This is a genomic window from Pseudomonas sp. yb_5 (assembly GCF_043103865.1).
Taxonomy (GTDB): Bacteria; Pseudomonadota; Gammaproteobacteria; order Pseudomonadales; family Pseudomonadaceae; genus Aquipseudomonas; species Aquipseudomonas putida_Y.
The window spans coordinates 1-22,562 of sequence record NZ_JBICKE010000130.1; the positions used below are offsets into that span (position 1 = coordinate 1).

The window sequence follows — 22,562 nt, forward strand, 5'->3', positions numbered from 1 at the left end:
TCCTATCTACTCAACGGTGGGTTAGCGATTTACCGTGGCATCTCTGGCGAACAGTTCCACGGCAACAAGGCTTCGTAGTCCTCAACCAACGAAACGTGGGCAGCCGCTCCAGTGCGTGGCGCAGCTACGTATAGGGCTCTTGACCGTTGACCTTGGCGGTCTCGACCAGACTGTAGATCTCTCGATTACATCGAGAGATCTTATAACCCTAAGCGCCGACACCGTGAAAATAAGAAAAAGCCCGCAATTGCGGGCTAATTGAAAACCAATTAATTTCTTCGAAATTAATCAAAAATCTCAACAACCCCCACAACAGAACCCTCTGCATCGGTCACCGCCAACGCCCGAATCTTGTTATCCAACATATAAGACTCAGCTTCCGACAGCTGCGAATCTTCCAGGATAGTGTGAGGCTTTGGAGTCATAAACTGTGCAACCGTCTCGCGAACGACGCCTTCGTTCTCCAGCAAGGCGCGACGAAGGTCACCGTCAGTCACGATACCGACGAGTTTTTCCTCATCCATCACCACAGTCAGGCCAAGCCGGCTGCGCGTCATTACCAAAAGGCAGTCATGGAAGCTTGTAGTCGGGGTAACCACAGGTGCCGGCGAGTGCATCACATCACGTACACGGGTGAGCAGCTTGCGACCGAGGCTGCCACCGGGGTGATAGCGCGCGAAGTCCATTGGCTTGAACTGAATGGCTTCGATCAGCGCTACAGCCAACGCATCGCCCATGGCCATAGTTGCCAAGGTGGAGGTGGTTGGTGCCAGGTTGTTCGGACAGACTTCGCGCTCGACCGAGATATCCAGCCAGATATCCGCATGCTTGGCCAGCGTGGACTTGCCGTTGCCGGTCATGGCGATGATCTTGTTACCGAACGACTTGAGGCTCGGGATCAGCTTGATCAGCTCTTCAGTCTCGCCGCTGTAGCTGATGAGGATCAGTACGTCGATCGGCTTGAGCATACCCAGATCGCCATGGAAGGCTTCGGCCGGGTGCAGGAAGAAGCTGGGGGTGCCGGTGGATGCAAAGGTTGCGACCATCTTCTGGCCGATCAGGCCGGACTTGCCCATGCCACACACCACTGTGCGACCTTGGCAACCGAGGATAAGCTCGACTGCGCTCTGAAATTCGCCATCAAGGCGGTCAGACAATTGCGTGACGGCTTGGGCTTGCGCAATGAGTGCTTCTTTGGCAATGCTGAGGTGATTCATTTTCGTCCCTGACGACATCTGAAAAATGCGAAGCCGCAAATGTTAAAGTTTTTACATCGCGAAGCAAAGCGCGACAGCCTTTAGTTTGTTGATAATCTGACTGGTGGGAGCCCAAAGCGGATACCCCAACAGTTACGCACCTGTCCCTTCTACTCACCAACTTGCCACTTGCGCAGGTAACGGCGACGATTGGGGCCCCTGCACCTGAAAGGGGCCAAACGAAGGTAATCGAATCCAAAGGGCGCGTTCGAACGACGCTGCGGAGTGCGGCTTCACCGCTATGCAGGGCGTGCTTTTCTTGCCCCAAACCGACCCAGGGAGAAGCCAAATGATGCCTTTTCGCCCTTATCCATCAACGTCTTATCGTAATTTTTCGTTGTGCCCAAGCCATGTATGCAGCAGCATACGCCCCTTCTAGATAGAGATCGGACACCGTCCCCCCTACATGGATGTCATCCCTCCCCCCTGCCAGCCCGCCTTGAACAGGACTTTTTACCGCTGGCAGCGAGCCCCCCTGGAACAGCACCTGGTTGACCTGATGCCTCATTGGCGGGGAAAGCAGCTGGATATCCGTACCCAGGACCTCGCCTCCAACGCCTCGTTCGTCAACTACGTACGGCACCACAGCGTGACAGACCCAAGCACCGGGAAGTCGCTGGAAGTGGTAGAGAAGTCGATACGCAAGGTGGCCTTCCTCGGTAGCCAAGAGGCCAGGTTCCATCGCGCCGAAGGAATGCTTGCGGGCAGCATGCATTTTCGTCACCCTGCCTGCCTAGGCGTCATCGAGACCCCTTGGGAGAGTTTTATCTTTACCGCGTTCGTTCGAGGCAAACCTCCCCGAATGCACGCCATTGCCAAGCAACTGGCACAAGGTATCGCCGAGCTCGAAGTGTTGAGCCACGACTACCTTGAGCTGGAGGGGCGACCGGCACGACAGGCAGTGATGCACTGGAGCATGGATTTTTTCCGCCCTTGGTTTCTGCTTCGACCACGCTTCAACTTTGCTCGCTGCCTGCCAGGGCTTGAGCAGCTTGGCAGGCAGGACCCACGTTTTGCAGGGTTGGCCCAGCGCTTCAAAGCCTTTACACCGGTCATTCAGCGACTGGCCGCCCAGGCGAGACGCAGCCCTCGTTGTATCAGCCACATGGATTACCTGCGCAAGAACCTGTTCGTGGTCAAAGGGCAGTTGCACCTGATCGACTGGAGCGAGGTCAAGGTAGGCCGGGTGGGATTCGATGGTGGTGCTTACCTTGGCAGCCTCTTCAGGCGCAAGGAGATGAACGTCTTCCTGGCTGCACGGAAGGACTTCGTAGAGGCCTACTCCGCCGCGCTGACGGAACGATTCGATCGCGAAGATGCCCTGCGTAACCTGCACTACGTATTCCTGCTGACCGCATTGTTCCACTGCCTGCGACCCGAAACGATCGAGGAGTATCGAGAGCGCGACAAGATGGAGCTCCTGCAAGAGAAATATGCCTACCTGCTGGAACTATTGGTCAAGGACTGATTGTGGCGAGGATGCCCTGCAAGGCAACGATTGGTCCAGTCCGCGTCGATAAGATGTCATTTTGATGTCATCCATCAGCATTTACGCAGATTGTCTAATTTCTTTTTGCGTTTTAGCCGAATCTGCGCGCGCGCAAATGTGAATATGTATTAAGATTCGCCCTCATTTTTCCACCGGTTCGCCAAGGCCCCGCGCCCTTGTCGCCCCTCATCTGCCAATGGATGCTGCTTCGCGTTTATGGATGACGTTTCGCCCCGCCCTCGCCTGCTAATCCTGTCAAAGGGCGCCCAGGCCATCAGCACGCTGCCTGCCTTGTTGCCCGACTACGTTCTTCAGAACGGCGTTGCGCGTGACGCGCAGCATGCCGACTGGCTTATGGCCTGGGGCCGAAAACCCAGTGCAATCAAGGCAATGGCCGAAGCACAGAAAGCGCGTAAGCCTGTCTTGACACTTGAAGACGGTTTCGTTCGCTCGGTGGGGTTAGGTGCCGATGAGCCGCCTCTGTCATTGATCGTGGACGACGTGGGCGTCTATTACGATGCCAGCCAGCCTTCCAGGCTCGAACAACTGATTGCCACCCCTCTTGATGCGGAACAGACGCGACGCGCCTTGGCCCTTCGTGACCTTTGGCAGCAGCAGCGGGTTTCGAAGTACAACGATGCCCGTATCGAGCTGCCAGTGCTTCCTGAGAACTGTGTGTTGGTCGCTGACCAGACTAGTGGCGATGCTTCACTGCAGGGCGCCGGCGCTGAAGATTTCCGGGCAATGCTTGACGCGGCTTTGGCGCGCTATCCGGATAGCACGATCGTGCTCAAGGTACACCCGGATGTAGTCGCAGGCCGCAAGCAAGGACACTTCGATCTTACTGCACTGGCAAGCAACCCTCGGGTGCAGATACTTGCGCGCAATGCCCACCCGGCCGACCTACTGCCACACATGCGCGCCGTTTTTGTGATGACTTCGCAGCTCGGCTTTGATGCCCTGCTGTGGAATGTGCCAGTACACACTTGGGGCATGCCGTTTTACGCCGGTTGGGGCCTGACCGAAGACCGCTTGCCCGCACCGTCACGACGCCACCCGGTACCCTTGACGCAATTGATTCATGCCACTTTGGTGGGCTACCCACGATACGTTTGCCCAGAGCGGGGCGTACCGTGCTCCCCGGAGCTACTGATCAACTGGCTTGGTCTGCAAAGACGTCACCGCAGCGTACTGCCGACCTCCGTGCAAATGCTGGGATTCAGCCGCTGGAAAGAGCCACTGGTTGAAATGTTCTTCAACGGCGCAGAAATTCGCTTCGTGAAGCCCGAAAATCCGCTGACGCAAGACCTGCCGGTGGTAGCCTGGGGCTGTAAACACGATGATGACCTGAACACGCACCCTCACCCGGTCAAACGGGTCGAGGATGGCTTTCTACGCTCTGTAGGGCTCGGCGCAGGCAAGGCAAGACCGCTGTCGTGGGTGCTCGATGATATTGGCATCTACTACGACGCCACGCGACCTTCGCGTCTGGAGCGCATTCTTGCGACAGAGCAGTTCGACGCGCAGTTGCTTGGCCGTGCCCAGTCGCTACGAAAGGCGATATGCGCTGCCGGGCTGACCAAATACAATTTGCCAGGCTCTAACTGGAGTCGCCCTGTCGGCGCAGCAAAGGTCATCCTGGTCACCGGCCAGGTGGAAGACGACGCCTCCATTCGATTTGGCGGTAACAGCATACGTAGCAACCTGCAGTTGCTGAAAGCTGTGCGCGCACAGAACCCCAGCGCATGGCTCCTGTATAAGCCCCACCCGGAAGTGCTGGCTGGCACCCGTGCCCGTGGCGGTGACGAAGAGCAAACCGTGCACTGGTGCGATGAAGTCATTGGCAACACGCCACTCCAGCAATTGCTGGAAGTCGTCGATGAAGTGCACGTACTGACCTCACAGTCTGGCTTTGAAGCACTGCTGCGCGGCGTGCCCGTCACCACCTATGGCCAGCCGTTCTATGCCGGCTGGGGCTTGACCCGTGACATGGACCTGTCAACGGTTGTAAAAGCCCGACGCAGCCGCAAACTGAGCCTGGATGAACTGGTTGCCGGCACACTCCTGCTTTACCCCACCTATGTAAGCCGCATCACCAATCGGTTTACCACCCCTGAACAAACCTTGTACGAATTACAGAATTGGCACGCGCTAACGCCGCAGCCAGGAGCCCCCTCTCGATGGCAGGACTTGAAACGACGCTTGAGCAGTTTGTTGGGCATGAAGCGCCCGACCAACTGAATGCAAGGGCGACGCGTGGTCCTCTGCTGCGCGCTCCCACCGGCAATTTCCTATTTCTACAAGGCGTCAGCTCGCCTTTTTTCGCGCGCCTGGCGAAAGCCTTACGTGATATTGGCCAGTATGTGCACAGCGTGCGCTTTAATGTGGGCGATGAACTGTATGGTGCCGATGGCCCGAACATGGCCTGCCCTGGCAAAGCTGATGACCTGGAAGCATGGTATGCAGGGGTTTTCCGCCAGCTGGACATCACTGATCTCGTACTGTTTGGCGACTGCCGCCCCGTGCACCGCACGGCGATAAAACTCGCGCGTTTGCAGGGCATTCGGGTACATGTATTCGAAGAAGGCTACTTCCGGCCCTACTGGATTACCCTGGAGCGCGATGGCGTCAACAACAACTCGCGCTTGCCACGGGACCCTGACTGGTATCGCGAGGTAGGCAAACACATTCCTCGCTACCAGAACGGCAACCCCTTCAAACTGTCTTTTGCAGCCCGTGCCGCTCACGACGTGCTCTATCACGCTGGCGGGGCGTTGAATGCTCTGTTCTATCCCAAGTATCAAACCCACGCCCCCTTCAACGCGGCTGTGGAGTACATGGGGTACGTCCGCCAAGGCCTGCGCCTGCTCCGTGCCCGCAACCACGACGACGCGCTGGTCGCCGATGTCGCCCGTGAGCGCCAGCCCACCTTCCTGCTGCCGCTGCAGTTGGACAGCGACGCGCAGATCCGCGACCACTCGCCGTTCGACAACATGACCCAGGTCATCGAGCACGTGATCGACTCGTTCTCGCTGCACGCCCCATTCAATGCCCGCCTGCTGGTCAAGAACCATCCGTTGACGCCTGGCCTGGTCAACTACCGGCGCGTCACCGAGGCACTGGCCCGCGAATACGACGTGGCCGACCGGGTCGAGTTCATGGAAAGCGGGCATATGCCAACCTTGCTCTCGCACATCAATGGCATGATTACCGTCAACAGCACCGCCGGGGCTTCGGCGCTGCTGCACGGGCGCCCGACCATCACCTTGGCCGACCCTATCTACGCCATGCCCGGCCTTACCCACCAAGGCAGCCTGGCAGATTTCTGGCACACCCCGGACATGCCGGACATCAAGCTCTTCCATCGCTTCCGCAACACCGTCATCCACACCACCCAGGTCAACGGCGGCTTCTACACCGCCTGCGGCATGGACATGGCCGTGGCCAACTGCCTGGAAGTGCTGATGGCGAAAACCTCAAGAATCGAAAAATACCTATGAGTTCGCATGCCTCACCCCGCTGCATCCTCATCACCGGCGCCACAGGCGGTATCGGTGGCGCGTTGGCGCCTGCCTACGCCGCCCCGGGGGTGACGCTGATCCTGCAAGGCCGGCGCCAGGACCGCCTGGCCGAAATGGCCGAACAATGCCGCGCCCTGGGTGCCCAGGTGTTGCTGGAGGCCCTCGACGTGCGCGACCTGGACGCCCTGCGGGCCATGGTGCGCCGGGTGAGCGAGCAGCATCAGCCCGACCTGGTGCTGGTGGGCGCTGGGCTTAACACCGCCGTGGGCGCCAACGGCGAAGCGGAAGACTGGGACGACAGCCGCGCCCTGATGGAAGTGAACGTGATGGCCGCCTTGGCCACCGTCGAGGCTGCCCTGCCCGCCATGCGCAGCCGTGGCGACGGGCAGATCGCCCTGTTCAGCTCGCTGGCGGGCTGGCGTGGTTTGCCGGTCACACCGACCTACAGCGCCAGCAAGGCCGCCATCCGTGTGTACGGCGAGGCCATCCGCGACTGGCTGGCGCCGGAAGGGGTGAAAGTGAATGTGATTGTGCCGGGGTATGTGGAGTCGAAGATGTGCTTCGAAATGCCCGGGCCTAAACCTTTTCTGTGGACCGCCGACAAAGCGGCCAGGCGTATCAAGCGCGGGCTGGCAGCGAACCAGGCGCGTATCAGCTTTCCGTTCCCGCTCAACCTGGGCACCTGGCTGCTGGGGCTTATCCCGCAGTGGCTTTCTTCGATGATCCTGCGTGGGTTGAAGTACAGTGATTGATGTTTCCATGTTGCCGGTCGCCTTGATCGGCCTGGGCTTGACCGTCGCGGTCGAGCACCTGCTGGTTCCCCGCCCTGCCCTGCGTCGCCCGGCCGATTGCTGGCTGCTGCACGCGGGGCTGTGGTGTGTGGCCTTCGGGCTGTTGTATGCACTGACGGCGCGGCCGTTGTTCAGTGGCGTGAATGTGTTGCTGCTGTGGCTGCTGATCGTGCTGGTAAGCAACGCCAAGTATCACTCGCTGCGTGAGCCGTTTGTGTGTGCAGATTTCGAGTATTTCAGCGATGCAGTGAAGTTTCCGCGGTTGTACTTGCCGTTCTTTGGCTTTGGCAAGGCCGCGCTGCTGGCAGTGGGCTTTCTGGTTTACCTGTGGGCGGGGTTGAGCTTCGAGGTGGCGGGCACGCGGCTTGAGGCGTTGCTGCCACTGGCGCTGGGCCTGGGCTTGCTGCGCCTGGGGCATCGGCCTGTGCGGCCGAGCTTTGATGCCGAGCGGGATGTGCGCGGCTGGGGCCTGGCGGCCAGTTTGTGGCGGTACTTCTGGGCGGCGCGGGCGCCGGTGGATCGCGACGGGCTGGGCTCGCCGTTTGCGGGTGGGGCTGTGCCAGCCTCTTCGCAGCCGCCAGCGGCCCAGGCCGAGGCGCTGCCGGACTTGGTCTCGGTGCAGAGCGAGTCGTTCTTCGATGTGCGTGGGCTGTGGCCTGGCGTGCGCCCGCAAGTGCTCGACCAGTACGACCTGTTGGCCAGCCAGGCGCTGGCCCGGGGCAAACTGCAGGTGGCAGCCTGGGGCGCCAATACGGTGCGTACCGAGTTCGCCTACCTTACCGGCATCCCCGCCGACCGGCTGGGCGTGCACCGCTTCAACCCGTACCGGGTGCTGGCCCGCCAAGGCCTGCCCAGTATCGCCTCCAGGCTCAAGGCGCAGGGGTACCGGACCATTTGCATCCACCCGTACGATGGTGGTTTCTATGGCCGCAACAAGGTGCTGCCGGCCTTGGGCTTTGATGAATTCATCGATGTGAAGGCGTTCAACGCTTCGCAAAAGGCCGGGCCGTTCATTGGTGATTGTGCCGTGGCAGACAAAATCCGCGCGCTGCTGCAGGCGCCAGGCCGCACCCAGCCGCTGTTCATCCATGCGGTCACCATGGAAAACCATGGCCCGTTGCACCTGGAAAGCGTAGCCGCGCACGAGCTGCCCGCCTGGTTCGACCGCCCGCTGCAACCGGGCATGAAAGACCTGGCGCCCTACCTGCGGCACATCGGCAATGCCGACCGCATGCTGGGCATGCTGCGCGAAACCTTGCTGGCCCAGCCGAACGAGGCGCTGCTGTGCTTCTTTGGCGACCATGTGCCGATTTTGCCCGAGGTGTACCAGGCTGTTGGTGCGCCCGCGGGGGATACCGACTACCTGGTGTGGTCCAACCGCCGCCAGCCTGGCTGCGGGGCCAGGCCAATGCCGGTGCAGCAGCTTTCCAGCACATTGCTGGCCCATGCCTTGGCGCCGGCAACCCGCCAGGACACGCCTATGGCCAGTGCCGGGGTAGCCTGACAACGTGGTGCGTATCGTTTTGGGATCGGACCTGTCGCCGGAGCGTGCCGCAGACCCTGCCTTGGCCCGCTTGCTGACCGAGGGGCGGGGGTCGCTGGCGTTTCTGATTGGCAATACGGCCTGCCGCTATCGCCTGCTGGGGGCGGCTATCCACTGGGACCGTGTGCTGCTGGCCTTCGACGGCGAGCAGGCACTGGGCTTTGCCGCGCTCAAGCATGGCCGGCGCGGGCCGTTTGCCTTGCACTGGCGGCCGTTCGTGCGTGAGTTCGGCGTGTTGAGTGGCTGGGTGCGGTTTATCGGGTTCTGCCTGAGCGAGCTGCGCGAATGGCGCTACCCGTTCTTGCTGTACGGGCTGCGGGTCAGCAAGGCCGCACGCCAGCAGGGCGTGGGCTCGGCGCTGGTGCAGGCGTGCTGCGCGCACGCCGCCGGCCAAGGCTTTACCCAGGTCGAGCTGGAGGTGCCGCTGAGCAATCATCGGGCGCAGCACCTGTACCTGCATAATGGCTTTGCCCTGCGCCGCAAGCGCTGGGTGCCGTTCCCGCCGGTGCGTAACATGTGGCGGGCCGTGTAATGCACAACACACCGCCCTTTGTACCCCACCCGCCCGAAGGTTACGTGCCACCCGATGCCCTGGTAGACGGCAGCGGCTGGGTCGGCATCATGTCGCAATGGGTGGCCTGGAAGGTGCTGCACCTGCCGCAGTTCCTCGGCCCGGAAGGCCCGCCCTTCTGGCTGTGGCGCCGTGGCCGCAAGGCGCCCAAAGGGCTCAAGGCCATTGCCGGTATCGGCTACAAGCAGTCGTCGGCCCATGCCCGGGTGCTGTGCCAGCGCTGGGGGCTGCCCTACATTGCGCTGGAAGACGGTTTTTTGCGTTCATCTTCGTTGGGCATCGAGGGCGATACGCCGATGTCCATGGTGGTCGACCCGGTGGGCATCCACTACCTGGCAGACCGCCCGTCGCTGCTGGAAAACATCCTGCAGCAGCCCGAGGCGCTCAGCGCATACGAACTCGATTGCGCCCGCGAACTGATTGCCTTGATGCGCAGCAGCGGCATCGGCAAGTACAACAACGCCCAGGACCTGCCTGAGGAGGACCCGTTGGGCCGCACGCGGCCGCTGGTGCTGGTGGTGGACCAGACTGCCGGGGATTATTCGATCCCGGGCGGCGGGCTCTGCGAAGCCGACTACGTGCGAATGCTGGATGAGGCCCTGGCAGAAAACCCGGATGCCGACGTGCGCGTGCGCATTCACCCGGACTGCCTGGGCGGGCAAAAGCCCAGTTGCCTGCTGGATGCCGCGCGGGCCCGTGGGGTCACGCTGGAGGCGCGGCCGGTAGCCTGGGCGTCACTGGCCCGGCGTGCCCGGCGCGTGTACGTGGGCACCAGCCAGGCCGGGCTGGAGGCGTTGATCCAGGGCGTGCCGGTGACCTGTTTCGGGCTGCCGTTCTATGCAGGCTGGGGGCTGACCGATGACCGCATGGCCATTGCTCGCCGGCAGGCCCGGCCAGACCTTGTGCAACTGGTGGCGGCGGCCTATGTGCGCTACTGCCGTTATGTCGACCCATTGAGCGGCCAACTGACCGATGCCTTGACCGTTGCCCGCCAGCTGGCCAACAAGAAAGCCCGCGATGCTGCGTTTGCCGGCCCCACCACGGTACTGGGCGTGAAGCGGCACAAGCAGCACAACATCCGGCGGTTTTTCGCAAGCCGTTGGGGGCAGTTGCGTTTCAGCGTGGACAGCCCGCAACTGATAAGCCAGGTAGCGGCCGAACAGGGCCGGCTGCTGGTGTGGGCTGCGCGCGAGCCGGCCGGCCTGGCCGAACGTGCGCGCCAGGCGGGGGTGCCACTGTGGCGGGTCGAGGATGGTTTCTTGCGCTCCACGGGGTTGGGGGCAACCAACAGCCCGGCGCTGTCACTGGTGCTGGACCGGGGTGGCATTCATTACGATGCGCAGTCTGCCAGCGACCTGGAGCAGCTCTTGCAGCAGGGCGAATTTGACGCCCCATGCCTGGCCGAAGCGGCGCGCTTGCGGGCGCAGATCGTTGCCAGCGGCACCAGCAAGTTCAACCTGCGCAGCAAGGTGCGCCCGGCCCTGCTGGGGCAGCCGGGGCAACTGCGGGTACTGGTGGTGGGCCAGGTCGAGGATGACGCCTCGGCGCTGTGCAGCGGTGGCGGTGCCGGGTGCAACCTGCGGCTGCTGCAACAGGTGCGCGCGCGGTTGCCGGATGCCTGGATTCTGTACAAGCCGCACCCCGACGTGGAAGCCGGCAAGCGCCGCGGGCACATTGCCCCGGCACAGCTGATGGGGCTGGCCGATCAGGTCCTGGCGGGTGTGGACATCGCCAGCCTGTATGGCCAGGTCGATGCACTGCATACGCTCAGTTCCACCGCCGGTTTCGAAGCCTTGCTGCGCGGGCTGCCGGTGGTCACCTATGGCACGCCGTTCTATGCCGGCTGGGGCCTGACCGAGGACCATCAGCCCTTGCCGCGCCGCACCCGGCGTTTAACCCTGGACCAGTTGGTAGCCGGCGCCTTGTTGCGCTATGCGCGCTATGCCGACGTCCAGCAAGACCTGCCCTGCGATGCCTGGCACGCCCTCGCCTGCCTCAACGCGCCACACCCGGCGCGGGTGGCCTATCGGCGAGTGGCGCCGTTGCTCAACTATACCCGGACCATGCTCGGCTGTGGCCGGCCATTGGCCCCATCAAAGGACTAGATCATGCCTGTTTCGATCAAGGACATCGGCCGTTACGCGGCACTCCCCTGGCATTGCCTGCAGTTGGCTACCCATGCCAAGTCGTTCGAGAACAACCCGGTGCTGGGCAGCGCCCGGCTCAATGCCCTGGGCCTGCATGTGCAGCGTCGTCAGTTGGCGATGGCCATGGCAGGTTACCGTCGCAATGCGCTGGCCTCGCGGCTGGATGCCGGTGAGCGCGCGCATTTTGAGCAGAACGGTTTTTTCATCCGTGAAAACGCCCTGCCTGCCGAGCAGTTTGCAGCCTTGCGCGCCGAGCTGGGTGCATTGCGCAGCACCGGCTGGGAAATGCGCCAGGGCCGTGCGGTTACCCGCCGGGTCAGCCTTGACCAGGACGTGCTGGCGCAAAACCCGGCCAGTGCGGCGTTTGTGGCGGACCGTGGGGTACGCGACCTGATTGCGTATGCGTCGTCCAATACCGGTGGCATTACCTACCAGTTGCAGTCGATCGTGATCGACGCCGCCAATGCCGACCAGGACCCGCAGACCCGCCTGCATGCCGACACCTTTCACCCTACGGCGAAGGCGTGGTTGTTCCTGGACGATGTGGCGGATGACCAAGGGCCGTTCAGTTATGTGCCGGGGTCGCACCGCCTGACGCCGGAGCGTTTGGCCTGGGAGTATCGTCAAAGCCTGGGGGCTGCGCGCTCCAGCGAGCAGATGCACCGTGAGGGTTCGTTCCGTATCGACGAGCCCGAGCTGGCTGCCCTCGGTTTGCCGCCGCCCCGTCGCTTTGCGGTGCCAGCCAACACCCTGGTGGTGGCGGATACCTCTGGTTTCCATGCCCGCTGCGCGAGCCACCAGGCCAGCCACCGCGTCGAAATTTATGCCAGCCTGCGGCGTAACCCGTTCATACCCTGGCGCGGGGCGCACCTGTTTGCATTGCCATGGATTGCCAACCACCACATGCGTTGGGATATCCGGTTGAAGCAGTTGATGGGGTTTGGCAAGAAGAGCCATTGGCGGTTTGTGGAGCAGTTGAATGCGTATGAGGCACCGCATATCTGACCCACGCCCAGTCCACCCCGGCCCGGTGGTTGAACGCAACCCGTCGTAGGAGCGGGTTTACCCGCGAAAGGGCCGGGCCTGCGGGCCAATATCCCTGGCCGTTCACCGTTGCCGCCGCCACCGTATTCGCGGGTGAACCCGCTCCTACGCTGATCGGGGGTGGGCACAGATCGAGGGTTGGGCGCCGACCGTCGTAGGAGCGGGTTTACCCGCGAATGGGCCGGGCCTGCGGGCCAGTATCCCTGGCCGTTCACCGTTGCTGCCGCCACCGTATTCGCGGGTAAACCCGCTCCTACACGGAAACGCATCCGTGGTTGGGCGCACGCCGTCGTAGGAGCGGGTTCACCCGCGAAAGGGCCGGGCCTGCTGGCCAATATCCCTGGCCAATCACCGCCCCCCCCTGGTCAGTGGGCACATTCTGCAATGGTTGAATCGCTGCTGGCGTCATGTGGGCGTCTACGCTGGCTCGAACGATCGAAGCCTCAAGGATGACCACATGCACTACGCCCACGCCCACCATCTACGCCGCCACCGGGTTTCACACCCCGGCAGGCTGTACATGCTGACAACCGTCACCCACCAGCGTCGCCCCCTGTTTCACAACTTCAACCTGGCCAGGCTGGTGGTCAATCACTTGCGCCAGGCAGACCGGGAAAACAGCTGCGCCACGCTGGCCTGGGTGGTCATGCCCGACCATGTGCATTGGCTGATAGAACTGAAACAGGTGACGCTGGCCACGTTGATGCGCCGCTTCAAATCAAGGTCCAGCCATGCCTTGCACAAGGCCGGCGTAACAACCAACCCCATCTGGCAGGCGGGCTACTGCGATCGCGCCATGCGCAAGGATGATGACCTGCTCAACGCCGCTCGCTACATCATTGCCAACCCGGTCAGGGCCGGCCTGGCACCCAATGTCGGCGAATACCCACACTGGGATGCCATCTGGCTGTAGGCGTGGCCATCACCCCAGCCGCGCCATCTCCTCCGCCACCACCGCAACGGTATGCCTGATCTGCTCTTCGGTATGCTCGCAAGACACAAAAAACCGCACCCGCGCCGAATGCTCTGGCACCGCCGGGTACAAAATCGGCTGGGCATTGATGCCACGCTCGAACAGGGCGCTGGACAAGCGACCGGCCTTGAATGAACTGCCGGTAATCACCGGGATCACCGCCAACCCGGTACTGGTCGCCGTGTCCAGCCCAGCTTCACGCGCCAGGCGCAGGAACAGCTCCCCTCGCGCCTGCACTTGCGCTACCCGCTCGCTGTCTGCAGCCAGCAACTTCAACGCTGCCAACGCAGAGGCCGTGACCGCCGGCGGCATGCCAACACTGTACAAGAAGCCCGGCGCCAGAAACTTCAGGTGCTCGATCAGCGCCGTGCGGCCCGCGATGTACCCGCCGCAACTGGCCAGGGTCTTGCTCAAGGTCCCCATCCAGATGTCGACGTCATCGCCAGCCAACCCAAAATGCTCACGAATACCTTTGCCCGTCGCACCCATCACCCCCAGCGAATGAGCTTCATCCACCATCAGGAAAACCTTGTGCTTATGCTTGAGCTCGACGAACCGGGGTAGCTCGGGGTAGTCGCCGTCCATGCTGTAGATGCCTTCCACCACCACCAGCACCCGCTCGAAGTGCTGGCGCTGCTCGCCCAGCAGGCGGTCCAGCGCCTGCCAGTCGTTGTGGGCAAAACTCAGACGGCGGGCACCCGACAGCTGGATCCCCTGCAACACGCTGTTGTGAATCAGCTCGTCATGCACCACCAGGTCGCGTGGCCCGAACAGGTAGCCGATGGTGGTGACGTTGGTGGCATGGCCGCTGACCATCACCACCGCATCGTCCACTTCGTACAGGCGCGCCAGCTCGCGCTCGAGCTCGCGGTGCAGCGGGCGGTCGCCAGAAACCGGGCGGCTGGCCGACACCGAGGTGCCGTAGCGGTCGATCGCCGCCTTGGCCGCTTCGGCCACGGTCGGGTGGCCGGAGTAGCCCAGGTAGTTGTAACTGGCAAAGTTGAGAAACTCGCGCTCACCAATCTGCGTCTGAGCACCGGCGGTGCCCTGGTGCATACGGAAGAACGGGTTGCTCACGCCCAGTTGCATGGCGCTCTGCTGGATAACCCGCAGTTGCTGGTACCCCGGGTGCAGGTCAAAGCGATAGTGCGCCTCGGGCACCTTCAGGGCAGCCTGCTGCACCTGCTCCAGGGTGGCGCCCTGCTCGCCCTCGGCAGCCACATGGCGGCGTCGGGCGAGGGCTTGCTGGATCAGGCGTTGCTTGGCATCGCCACCAAGGCCGGTCGGGGTTCTGGCTGTCATCTGGCACTCTTAATCAATCAATCGGTTGGGTGCCGCGTTGCTGTCGGCCAAGGCTGCGTTCAACTGCGCCAACTCTTCGGCACTGTGCTCGCTGCCATGACGGGCAAGCACATTCTGCGCCAGTTGCTCTTCGCTGCTGCCCGCTTCACCGCGCAGCAGCTCCAGCAAACGTGCGGCAAGCTTGTCGATGCTGGAGCTGTCACTCAGCTCCATCACCGGCAGGCGAATACCGAAACGCTCTTCCAGCGCCACTACCAACTCGACGCTCATCAACGAGTCGAGCCCCATTTCCTGCAGCGGGCGCTGGGCATCCAGGCGCGCCGGCGGCAGGCGCAAAATCTCGCACACCTCGTGCTTGAGCATGTCGACGAAGCGTTCGAGCAGTTCGCCATCGTCAAGCTCCTCCAGCATGCGCTGGATGTCTTCACCGCCACCTTCATCCTCATGGTCGCCGCCATAGGCACGGGCCAGTTCGCTGAAGCGTGGTGTAGTGGCGCTCGGCAGGAAGCGCGCCAGCGCCTTGAAGTCCAGCTCCAGCACGCCATGGCCGTTGTCACCCTGCAACAGCATGGCCTCGAGCTGTGCCAAGGCGGCCTCGGCCCGCAGCGCCGAGCCCCCCATGCGGCTCTGCAGGGCGTCCTTGATCTGGCTGTTGCGCGCCAGGAAGCCGACATCGTCGATGGCGCCCCACAGCACGGCGGTGGCTGCCTGCCCTTGAGCACGACGGTGCCGCGCAAGGGCTTCGAGCCAGTGGTTGGCCGCCACGTAGTTGGCCTGGCCGGGGTTGCCGAACAAGGTGGTGGCCGAGGAGAACATCACGAAGAAGTCCAGCGCCAGGCCCTGGGTCAGCTCGTGCAGGTACTGCGCGCCCTTGGCCTTGGGCTCCAGCACGCGACGCAACTGGTCGCCGTCAAGGTTGCGGATCAGGCTGTCGTCAATCACCGTCGCGGCATGCACCAGGCCACGCAGTGGCCACGGGCTGGCGGCGATGCGATCGAACACCCCGCGCAGTTGCTCACGGTCGGTGATGTCGCACGCCACGGCCTGCACATCGATACCTTGAGCGTGCCACAACGCCAGTTGCGGTTGGGCCTCTTCACTGGCCGGGCCACGACGGCCCAGCAACACCAGGTGACGGGCACCTTTGTCGATCAGCCACTGCGCAGTACGCAAGCCAAAGCCACCCAGGCCGCCGGTGACCAGGTAGCTGGCATCGGCAGCAAGCTGCAGTGCCCGCACCGGCTGCACGCGGGTGTCGACGGTTTGCTGGATGGGGTTGGCGTACGTCACCACGACCTTGCCAATCTGCCGCGCCTGCTGCATGTAACGGTAGGCCTCGACCACCTGGTTGGCGTCGAACTCGCGGAACGGCAACGGATGCAGGATGCCCTGCTCGAACAGCTCCATCATTTCGGCGAACAGGCGGCGGGTGAGCGCAGGGCGCTCGCTCATCAATTGGTCAGCGTCGATACCGAAATAGCTGATGTTGTTGCGGAACGGGCGCAAGCCGATACGGGTGTTCTGGTAGAAGTCGCGCTTGCCCAGCTCAAGGAAGCGACCAAACGGCTTCAGCACCTGCAGGTTGCGGTTGATGGCCTCACCGGCCAGCGAATTGAGCACCACGTCCACGCCACGCCCACCGGTGGCTGCCAGCACCTGGTCGGCATACGCCAGCGAACGGGAGTCGTAGATGTGGCTGACGCCCAGCAGGCGCAGGAAGTCGCGCTTCTCGTCGCTGCCTGCGGTGGCGTGAATTTCTGCGCCCAGCCATTTGGCGATCTGGATGGCAGCGATGCCCACGCCACCGGCAGCACCGTGGATCAGCACCTTCTCACCCGGTTCCAGGCGCGCCAGGTGATGCAGCGCGTAGTACACGGTGAAGAAGGTACTCGGAATGGTCGCCGCCGCTTCGAACGACATCCCTTCAGGGATGCGTGCAACGGCGTTGGCGTTGGTGACCAGGCGGTTGGCGAAGCTGCAGGGGCCAAAGCCCACCACACGGTCACCCGGGGCGAAGTCGCCCACTGCCTCGGCGCCTTTGCCCTGCACCACACCGGCAAATTCGAAGCCCAGGGTAGGGCCGGAGAAGCCGTTTTCGATGGCTTCGTCCGACAGCAGGCCGAGGGCGAACATCACGTCACGGAAGTTAAGGCCCGTCGCGCGCACCTGAATGTCCAGCTCATCCGCCGCCGGTTGACGCGGCTCACGCACTTCCCAGCGCAGGTTGCGCAGCTGGCCCGGCAGGTCGAAGCCCAGGCACACCCACTGCGCATCGCCCACTGCGCGGCGCGGCTGGTCGGCCAGCACGCGCAGGCGCGGCACGTAGCGACGGCCTTCGGCGTCCAGGGCCAGCTCGGTTTCGCTGTCGGCGTGCAGCAACGCAGGTACCGCCAGCTCGACCGCTGCCGCGTGGGCCAGATCGAGCAGGCGAATACGACAGTGCGGGGATTCGTTGGCCAAGGTACGGCCAAAGCCCCACAAGGCGGCGTCGCCGATGGCCGCGACCTCAGCGGCGGTGTCGACGCTGTACAGGTGCTCGGCAGCGCCACGGCTGAACAGCCAGCACTGCGGGGCGATCGTCAGCGACTCACAGGCCTGCACCAGCGCGGCCGCTTGCATGCAGCGCTCGGCCTGGCCATCGAGGCCTGTGCCGCTGTCGAAACCAGCCAGGTGCAGCACATGCTCAGGGGGCTGGGCAAAGGCGCCAAGCTGAGCTGCCAGCGCCTGGGCGTCACCCGGCTGCAACAGGTCAACCTGCTGGCCTTGGGCGCGCAGTTGCTCTGCCAGGCGCAGGGCGGCGCCCTGCCCTGCTTCGGCGAGTACGGCCCAGCGCTGCACGGCCACAGGTGCAGCAGTGTCTGCACCGGCGGGCTTGTCCGCCAGCAACAGGTAGCTACCACAGGCGTTACCCGGCAACGCCTCCAGCGTGCGCAATGCGGTCAGGCCATGCCGCTGCAGCTCATGGCTCCAGAACGCCGGGCCTTGCTGGCGCGACAACGCCTGCTGCGGGCCGGCCAGCCACCAGTCTGGCTGGGCACCGAAGACGAAATCGGCCCAGCGCGCCGGGTACTGCCCAAGCAGCGCCAACTGGCCGTGCGGGTTGAGCCGGCCACTGGCCAGGCGCAGGGCGTCACCCAGCGTATCAAGGGGGCCAAAATCGGTAGGCACCAGTACCCAGTCGAACGTACCGGCGTCGGCCAGTTGCTCCAGGCCAAATACCTCCAGCGCCGGGCAGTCGTCACGCAGGCGCTGCTCAAGCTCAGGCTCGGCGACACAATAGGCATAATCGAGGCGATCGAAATCCAGACCGGCGTACAACAGCTCGGCAAACGAAGCGCCACCAAAGCCGAATTCCAGCACGCGCAGGCGCTGGCCCGGCGGCAGTTGCGCCAGGCGTGCGGCCAAGGTCTGGCCAATGCCGCTGAGCAGGTGCTGCTGCCCTGCCGCACCCAGCACCAGACGCGCCAGGCTAGCACCGCTGGTTTCGCGCGGTTGCAGGGTGTCGAAGGCCTGGCTGCCATCCAGCAACGCCGACAGATGTCGGCCGATGCGGCCCACGGAATGGATAATCTGGAAGTACTCGGGGTAGCTCTTGAACAGCTCTTGCCAGATAGCCTGCGAGGTCGGGCGCTCGCCCTGGTCGACCAGTTGCCAGCCGCCGTCAGCGCTGCGCTGCAGGCTGCCGTCGTGCTCGGCATGGCGCAACAGCATCGCCAGGAAGTCGCCCTGGCCCTGCGACCACTGCGCGACCTGCTCGGCACTGATGCAGCCGCCGGCCTGTTCCACCGCATCGAGGACAAAGCTGCTGCACAGCACATCCAGCAGTGGCTCCACTTCATTCAGGTAACGCACCTGCGCCGGCTCGTCCGCCAGGCACTGCAAGGCCTCGACCAGCGGCGAGCAGGCCACGGCGTTACGCTGCACAGGCACAACCGCGCCTGGCGCGGCCTGCCCAACATGGCCCATACGCTTGATATCGCCACTGCGGTCGTACTGCAGGCGTACGGCACGCATGCGCGCATCCTTGATCGCCAGCACAGCAGCGCCGCTGGCATCGAACAGGGTGAAGTCGACCAACAGCGAATGCGCGGTGCGCTTGCGCTGGCGAACCTCGGCCAGCACCGGCACACCGCCGGCATTGGTAAAGGCAATGCGCCCAAGCTTGACGGGGATGAACGCCAGGCCATCGTCATGCCCCTGGCGGCTGGCCAGCAGCTCGGTAATCAGCTGGAAGGCACCGTCCAGCAACGCCGGGTGCAGGTGCAGGCTTGCCAGTTCGTGTTCGATGGCAGCAGGCACGGTCAACTGCGCCAACACGCGCTCCCCCTCCAGCCAGGCTGCGGCCACGGTCTGGTAAGCGGGGCCGTAGTTCAGGCCAACCGCGCAGGTCATTGCCAGGTGCTGCTCGCCGGTGAAGTCTGCCGGGCGGGCTGGCAACGCCGGTGCCCGGGTGTCCAGCAGCACACCGCGCGCTTCGCCCGGCAAGCGTGCGACCACGTGCTGCACCCAGTCTTCGCGCTGCATCAACGTGCGCGAGCTGATGCGCAGCGTGCCGTCGGCCTCTTCCACCTGCACGCGCACTTTCTTGATGGCCTCGCTGCTCAGCAGCAGAGGGTTGTGGATTTCCAGCTCTTCAATATCGACGAACTCGCCCGGCTGGTGCAGTTGCGCAACGGCCAGGGCCAGCTCGGTAAAGCCTGCCCCCGGGAACAGTACCGACTCACCCACCTTGTGGTCGGCCAGGGTCGGGTACTGCTGGGTATCCAGGCGGTTTTCCCAGGTCAGCGCCTGGTCTGTTACCGGGTAACCCAGCAACGGGTGCACGCGCTCGTGGCTCAGCGGGCCATAGGCCTCGGCAGTGACCGGCAAGCTGAAATGGTCGCGCTGCCAGGCATAGTTAGGCAGGCGCAGCGGGCGCCCGGCCACCGGGAAGCGCGCCTGCCACTGTGGCTCGACGGCAGCAATCTGCAGGCGGGCTACGGTACGTTCCAGCAGCAGCGGGCTGTGGTCGCTGCGCTTGAGGGTGGCAATCACCTGCCCCGGTTGTTCGCACTCGGCCAGCACATCGTTGACGTAGCTGCGCAGGATCGCATGCGGGCCCACTTCGACGAACAGGTTAAGGCCATTGCGCACCAGGGCAGCCAGAGCGCCCTGGAACAGCACCGGGAAGCGGATGTTCTGCCACCAGTACTGGCTGTCCAGGCGTTCGCCGTTCAACTGGCCACCGACGACAGTGGAGTAGAACGGAATTTTCGTAGCCTGCGGGCGGATATGCGCGAGGTCGTCGATAACCGCTTGCTTGATCGGGTCCATGGCCGGCGAGTGGAAGGCGTAGTCCAGGTCCAGGCGACGGGCGAATACCTGGCGCTCTTCCAGGGCCGCTTCCAGCAGTGCCAGGGCGTCGACCTCACCGGCCACAGTAGCGCCGCGGGCGCTGTTCTCGCCAGCCACCACCAGGCGGCCGTCCAGTTTCAGTTCGGCAATCAGTTGCGCCGTGGCCTCACCCGAGAGGCCGACCGCCGTCATCTTCCCGGTACCACGGGTCAGGCCCTGCAGGCGGCTGCGGTGGAAGATGACCTGGGTGGCGTCCTCCAGGCTCAACGCGCCGCTGGCCCAGGCCGCCGCCACTTCACCCACACTGTGGCCGATCACCGCCACCGGCTGAATGCCTTCGGCAGCCAGCACTTTGGTAACCGCCACTTGCAGGGCAAACAGCGCCGGCTGGGCGATTTCGGTACGTGCATAACGGCCTTCGCCGTTGTCCCCCAGCAGCTCGGCGCGCAGCGAGTAGCCCGCCAAGGGCTGGAACAACGCGTCCACTTCATCCACGGCGGCGGCGAACAGCGGCTGGTCGAGCATCGCCCGGCCCATGCCCTGCCATTGCGAGCCGTTGCCGGAATAGACAAATACCGGTGCCGAGGCGCCGTCCAGGGCCTGGCCGGCCTCCAGCACTGCGCTCAGTTCGCTGAGGGTCGGGTCCTGGGCATAGTCGTCCAGCGCCTGGGCGGCTTCGGCTGCGTTGTCGCAGACCAGCAGCAGGCGGTGGCTGTGTGCATCGCGGCGATACATCGCCTGGTAGGCCACATCGTAATAGTCGGCCTGGGGCTGCTCGGCCAGGTAGGCGGCAAAGCGTTCAGCGGTTGCGCGCAGGCCTTGTTCGCTCTTGGCACTGAGCAGTAACGGCACGCGCCGGGTGCTGGCCGCTTGCGCTGCCGGCGCCTGTGGCTCGGGGCTTTGCAGGATGACATGGGCGTTGGCGCCGCCAAAGCCGAACGAGTTCACCCCCACGGTCAACTGGCCATCGGCCTTCAGCGGCAGGGGCTCGGTGACCACTTGCAGGTTGAGGTCGGCGAACGCGATGTTCGGGTTCAGCGCCTGCACGCCAATGGTAGCGGGCACGGTGCGCTCGGCCAGGCAGTTCAGTGCCTTCATCAGGCCGGCCACGCCAGAGGCGGCTTCAAGGTGCCCGAGGTTGCTTTTCACCGAGCCGATTGGCAGCGGGTTGCCGGCGCCGCGCGCCTGGCCCAGCGCCTCGCCGATGGCGCGGGTTTCGATCGGGTCCCCCACGGCGGTACCGGTGCCGTGGGCTTCCAGGTAGTCCAACTGCTCGGGGGCGATGCCGGCCTGGGTGTAGGCGCGCTTGAGCAACGCAGCCTGGGCCTCGGCATTGGGCAGGGTCAGGCTGGACTTGCGCCCGTCGGTGTTCACCGCACTGGCCGCCACCACCGCCAAAATGGTATTTCCATCGGCCACTGCCTGGTCGTAGTCCTTGAGCAGGAACAACCCGCCGCCTTCGGAGCGGGCATAACCGTCGCCGTTTTCGTCGAACGACTGGCAGCGCCCGGTGCGCGACAGCATGGTCGCCTTGGCGAAGATCATGAAGCCGAACGGGTGCATGTGCAGGCTGATACCGCCCGTTACGGCTTGGTCGACATCACCGCTGAGGATGGCCTGGCACGCCTGGTGGAAGGCCACCAGCGACGACGAGCAGGCGGTGTCGATGGCCATGCTCGGGCCACGCAGGTCGTAGAAGAACGACAGGCGGTTGGCCGCGATGCTCATGGTGTTGCCGGTCGCCGTGGCGCCATCGATGGCCGACAGGTCCTCGAGCAGGCGGTAGGACTGCTCGACCCCGGCGATGCCCAGGTACACGCCGCAGTTGCTGCCACGCAGGCTGGACGGCTTGACCCCGGCGTTTTCGAAGGTTTCCCAGCACATTTCCAGCAGCATGCGCTGCTGCGGGTCCATCATCGCGGCTTCACGCGGCGAGATGCTGAAGAAGCCTGCGTCGAAAGCGCTGATATCCCCCAGGGTGCCTGAGGCGAAGGTGTAGCTGGTTGCAGGGCTGGCCTTGTCCGGGTGCAAGAACTCGCGTTTGTTCCAACGCGACGGGTCAACCTGGGTCACCAGGTCGCGGCCCTCCATCAGGTTTTGCCAGAAGCCTGCATTGGAAGAGCCAGGAAAACGGTACGCACAACCAACGATTGCAACCTTTCTACGCTTGATCAAAACCTATTCCTTCAAATCTCATCGGGCACCGTCCCATCCGTCGGACAGCCGGCATGCCTGGCCCGGCCACGAAACTGGCCAGTCGTTATATGTCACTGATGATTGTCTGGGTACCTGAAACTGCCATGCCCGCAGGGGGCGCAAGACTCATGGTCTGGAACTGGCGTGGGAATGTTCAGATTTGTGTATGCGGATGATACGCGGGTTGCCGGGGTGGGAAAACCCTGGGGTGAGGGATGGTTCACGGATCGGCGTAGGAGCGGGTTTACCCGCGAATACGGTGGCGGCGGCAACGGTGAATGGCCGAAGGAGATTGGCCAGCAGGCCCGGCCCTTTCGCGGGTGAACCCGCTCCTACGGCGGCCTGTGCCCAACCCCCGACATGCCAGGTGTAGGAGCGGGTTTACCCGCGAATAC

The 22,562-nt window shown here is 63.7% G+C and carries 12 protein-coding genes and 1 pseudogene; 9 read left to right on the forward strand and 4 right to left on the reverse strand.

Annotated features, from left to right (window positions below; genetic code table 11):
- Positions 1-29: 29 nt before the first annotated feature.
- Together ACF8GF_RS23440 and ACF8GF_RS23445 are read right to left on the reverse strand one after the other, a co-directional pair.
- Positions 30-181, reverse strand: a pseudogene (locus ACF8GF_RS23440) (transposase domain-containing protein); the annotation flags it as partial.
- Between the two features lie 103 nt (positions 182-284).
- Complete coding sequence (locus tag ACF8GF_RS23445; protein ID WP_392488536.1) at positions 285-1,217, reverse strand: SIS domain-containing protein; 933 nt, start codon at positions 1,215-1,217, stop codon at positions 285-287.
- Between the two features lie 538 nt (positions 1,218-1,755).
- Here ACF8GF_RS23445 and ACF8GF_RS23450 point away from each other — a divergent pair.
- The 9 genes from ACF8GF_RS23450 (at position 1,756) to ACF8GF_RS23490 (ending at position 13,275) form a co-directional block, all read left to right on the forward strand.
- A complete protein-coding gene (locus ACF8GF_RS23450) occupies positions 1,756-2,724 on the forward strand; it encodes a phosphotransferase (protein WP_392488537.1) in 969 nt (322 codons plus the stop codon).
- Positions 2,725-2,961: 237 nt separating this feature from the next.
- Entirely contained in the window at positions 2,962-4,986 is a 2,025-nt protein-coding gene (locus ACF8GF_RS23455; protein ID WP_392488538.1) for a capsular polysaccharide biosynthesis protein, read from the forward strand.
- A complete protein-coding gene (locus ACF8GF_RS23460) occupies positions 4,926-6,245 on the forward strand; it encodes a capsular biosynthesis protein (protein WP_339444513.1) in 1,320 nt (439 codons plus the stop codon). Before ACF8GF_RS23455 ends, ACF8GF_RS23460 begins: the two co-directional genes overlap by 61 nt.
- Positions 6,242-7,018, forward strand: coding sequence for an SDR family oxidoreductase (locus ACF8GF_RS23465; protein ID WP_003252728.1), 777 nt, complete (start codon positions 6,242-6,244; stop codon positions 7,016-7,018). The genes ACF8GF_RS23460 and ACF8GF_RS23465 overlap by 4 nt, the downstream gene beginning before the upstream one ends.
- 7 nt (positions 7,019-7,025) lie before the next feature.
- Entirely contained in the window at positions 7,026-8,561 is a 1,536-nt protein-coding gene (locus ACF8GF_RS23470; protein ID WP_392488539.1) for an LTA synthase family protein, read from the forward strand.
- A 4-nt stretch (positions 8,562-8,565) separates the two neighbouring features.
- Positions 8,566-9,132 (forward strand): GNAT family N-acetyltransferase, encoded by a 567-nt coding sequence (locus tag ACF8GF_RS23475; RefSeq protein ID WP_121162019.1) that lies wholly within the window; start codon positions 8,566-8,568, stop codon positions 9,130-9,132.
- Complete coding sequence (locus ACF8GF_RS23480; protein ID WP_392460481.1) at positions 9,132-11,276, forward strand: capsular polysaccharide biosynthesis protein; 2,145 nt, start codon at positions 9,132-9,134, stop codon at positions 11,274-11,276. Before ACF8GF_RS23475 ends, ACF8GF_RS23480 begins: the two co-directional genes overlap by 1 nt.
- Positions 11,277-11,279: 3 nt before the next feature.
- On the forward strand, positions 11,280-12,323 hold the full coding sequence (locus ACF8GF_RS23485) for a phytanoyl-CoA dioxygenase family protein (protein ID WP_176685666.1): 1,044 nt from the start codon (positions 11,280-11,282) through the stop codon (positions 12,321-12,323).
- Between the two features lie 496 nt (positions 12,324-12,819).
- A complete protein-coding gene (locus ACF8GF_RS23490) occupies positions 12,820-13,275 on the forward strand; it encodes a transposase (protein WP_176685073.1) in 456 nt (151 codons plus the stop codon).
- Positions 13,276-13,284: 9 nt separating this feature from the next.
- Here the strand turns inward: ACF8GF_RS23490 and ACF8GF_RS23495 are convergent, their stop codons facing one another.
- Together ACF8GF_RS23495 and ACF8GF_RS23500 are read right to left on the reverse strand one after the other, a co-directional pair.
- Positions 13,285-14,637, reverse strand: a complete 1,353-nt coding sequence (locus ACF8GF_RS23495) for an aminotransferase class I/II-fold pyridoxal phosphate-dependent enzyme (RefSeq protein ID WP_176685072.1) — start codon at positions 14,635-14,637, stop codon at positions 13,285-13,287.
- Between the two features lie 9 nt (positions 14,638-14,646).
- Entirely contained in the window at positions 14,647-22,146 is a 7,500-nt protein-coding gene (locus tag ACF8GF_RS23500) for an SDR family NAD(P)-dependent oxidoreductase (protein ID WP_392488540.1), read from the reverse strand.
- Positions 22,147-22,562 lie beyond the last annotated feature (416 nt).